This is a genomic window from Bradyrhizobium sp. MOS001 (genome assembly GCF_004634465.1).
GTDB classification, from domain to species: Bacteria; Pseudomonadota; Alphaproteobacteria; order Rhizobiales; family Xanthobacteraceae; genus Bradyrhizobium; species Bradyrhizobium barranii.
This window is the reverse complement of the sequence record NZ_SPVJ01000126.1, coordinates 1-3265: the sequence shown is the minus strand read 5'-3', so window position 1 is coordinate 3265 and position 3265 is coordinate 1. Positions and strand designations below refer to the sequence as shown.

The window sequence follows — 3265 nt, the reverse complement described above, 5'->3', positions numbered from 1 at the left end:
TCATGGATGATCTGTTGCGGGAGTTTTTGACGGAGACCAGCGAGAGCCTGGACACCGTCGACAATCAGTTGGTGAAGTTCGAGCAGGAGCCGAACAACGCCAAGATCCTGGATAACATCTTCCGCCTGGTCCACACCATCAAGGGCACGTGCGGTTTCCTCGGACTGCCGCGGCTTGAAGCGCTGGCGCATGCCGGCGAGACCCTGATGAGCAAATTCCGTGACGGCATGCCGGTGACGGGACCGGCGGTGACGGTGATCCTGTCCTCGATCGACCGCATCAAGGAGATCCTCGCCGGGCTGGAGGCGACCGAAGCCGAGCCCGAGGGCACCGACCGCGATCTCATCGACAAGCTGGAAGCGATGGTCGAGCAGGGCATGGCGGCAATGGCCGCAGGTGCTGTTGCTGATGCACCGCCGCTCGTGCCGGAAGCTCCCACTCCCGTCGAAGCAAAGGCCGCACCGTCGAAAGAAAAAGAAATGACCGAGGGCTCGCTGATCGATCAGACCCTGGAGCGCCCGTTGCGTCCGGGCGAAGTCTCGCTCGACGAGCTCGAGCGCGCCTTCCGCGAGACCGCGATCGAAGCGCCGGCCCCCGTCGTCAAGGCCGAGCCCGCGCCGGCTGCTGAAGCTCCCGCGCCCGCCGCCAAGGAAGCTGCGAAGCCGGCCAAGGAAAAGGTCGCGCCGAAGAAGTCGATGGCCGACGAGGGCGCCGCCGAGGGCGACCGCATCGCCAACCAGTCGATCCGCGTCAACGTGGATACGCTGGAGCATCTGATGACCATGGTCTCCGAGCTGGTCCTGACCCGCAACCAGCTGCTGGAGATCTCCCGCCGCAACGAGGACACCGAGTTCAAGGTGCCGTTGCAGCGCCTGTCCAACGTCACCGCCGAGCTGCAGGAAGGCGTCATGAAGACGCGCATGCAGCCGATCGGCAATGCCTGGCAGAAGCTGCCCCGCATCGTCCGGGACCTGTCGAGCGAACTCGGCAAGCAGATCGAGCTGGAGATGCACGGCGCCGACACCGAGCTCGACCGCCAGGTGCTCGATTTGATCAAGGACCCGCTCACCCACATGGTGCGCAACTCCGCCGACCACGGCCTGGAGACCCCCGCCGAGCGGCTCGCGTCCGGTAAGGGCGAGCAGGGCACCATCCGCCTGTCCGCCTATCACGAGGGCGGCCACATCATCATCTGCATCGCCGACAACGGAAGAGGCCTCAACACCGAGAGGATCAAGGCCAAGGCGATCTCCTCCGGTCTCGTCACCGAGGCCGAGCTCGAGAAGATGAGCGAAGCCCAGATCCACAAGTTCATCTTCGCGCCCGGCTTCTCCACCGCGGCCGCCATCACCTCGGTCTCCGGCCGCGGCGTCGGCATGGACGTGGTGCGCACCAATATCGACCAGATCGGCGGCACCATCGACATCAAGTCGGTGGCCGGCGAGGGTTCCTCCGTCACCATCAAGATCCCGCTGACCTTGGCCATCGTCTCGGCGCTGATCGTCGAAGCCGCCGGCGACCGCTTCGCGATCCCGCAGCTCTCGGTGGTCGAGCTCGTCCGTGCGCGGGCCAACAGCGAGCACCGCATCGAGCGCATCAAGGACACCGCTGTCCTCAGGTTGCGCAACAAGCTCTTGCCGCTGATCCACCTCAAGAAGCTCTTGAAGATCGACGACGGCGCCGCCAGCGATCCCGAGAACGGCTTTATCGTGGTCACGCAAGTCGGCAGCCAGACCTTTGGCATCGTCGTCGACGGCGTGTTCCACACCGAAGAGATCGTCGTGAAGCCGATGTCGACGAAGTTGCGTCACATCGACATGTTCTCCGGCAACACCATTCTGGGCGATGGCGCTGTCATCATGATCATCGATCCCAACGGCATTGCCAAGGCGCTGGGTGCTGCCGGCTCCTCGGCCCATGACATGGGCGACGAGAACGGCGCGCATCACATCGGATCGGGCGAGCAGACCACCTCGCTGCTCGTCTTCCGCGCTGGCTCCAGCCAGCCCAAGGCGGTCCCGCTCGGGCTCGTCACCCGCCTGGAGGAGCTGCCGGCCGACAAGATCGAGTTCAGCAACGGCCGCTACATGGTGCAGTACCGCGAGCAGCTGATGCCGCTCGTCGCCATGGAGAGCGTCACCATCGCCAGCCAGGGCGCCCAGCCGATCCTGGTGTTTGCGGACGACGGCCGCTCCATGGGCCTCGTCGTCGACGAGATCATCGACATCGTCGAGGAACGGCTCAACATCGAGGTCGGCGGCTCCGCCTCCGGCATCCTCGGCTCGGCCGTGATCAAGGGCCAGGCCACCGAAGTGATCGACGTCGGCCACTTCCTGCCGATGGCGTTCGCCGACTGGTTCACCCGCAAGGAGATGAAGCCGTCGCAGCACTCGCAGTCGGTGTTGCTGGTCGACGACTCGGCGTTCTTCCGCAACATGCTGGCACCCGTGCTGAAGGCGGCCGGCTACCGCGTCCGCACCGCGCCGACCGCGCAGGAGGGCCTGGCTGCGCTGCGTGCGCAGAGCTTCGACGTGGTCCTGACCGACATCGAGATGCCCGACATGAACGGGTTCGAGTTCGCCGAAGTGATCCGCTCCGACACCAATCTGGGCGCGATGCCGATCATCGGCCTGTCCGCGCTGGTGTCGCCGGCGGCGATCGAGCGCGGCCGTCAGGCCGGCTTCCACGACTATGTCGCCAAGTTCGACCGTCCCGGTCTGATCGCGGCGCTGAAGGAACAGACCGCGGGCGCCGCCGGCGCCTCCGAGCTGAGCCGGGCAGCGGCGTAACGGCACTGGGGATCAGGAGATACCGCTATGAGCAACAAGAAGACGCAGATCGGCGAAGGCGCCATGGTCGAATACGTCACCGCGATGATCGGCGGCCAGCTGTTCGGCCTGCCGATCTCCCGGGTCCAGGACGTGTTCATGCCCGAGCGCGTCACCCGCGTTCCCTTGTCCTCGCGCGAGATCGCGGGGGTGCTGAACCTGCGCGGCCGCATCGTCACCGTGGTCGACATGCGCGCCCGGCTCGGCCTGCCCAAGCCCGAGGACGGCAAGGCCCCGATGGCGGTCGGCGTCGACCTGCGCGGTGAATCCTACGGCCTCCTGATCGACCAGATCGGCGAGGTGCTGCGGCTTGCCGAGGCCGGCATGGAAGAGAACCCCGTCAACCTCGATCCCCGCATGGCCAAGCTCGCCGGCGGCGTCCACCGCCTCGACGGCCAGCTCATGGTCGTCCTCGACGTCGATCGCGTCCTCGAGCT

General features: G+C 66.1%; 2 protein-coding genes. Both read left to right on the top strand.

Annotated elements, in window-relative coordinates:
* Positions 1-2: 2 nt before the first annotated feature.
* The gene (locus CT676_RS43270) at positions 3-2789 is read left to right on the top strand and encodes a hybrid sensor histidine kinase/response regulator (RefSeq protein WP_135217313.1); all 2787 of its coding nucleotides are present in this window, start codon (positions 3-5) and stop codon (positions 2787-2789) included.
* Between the two features lie 27 nt (positions 2790-2816).
* On the top strand, positions 2817-3265 hold a 449-nt coding region (locus CT676_RS43265; RefSeq protein WP_135217312.1), incomplete at its 3' end, for a chemotaxis protein CheW.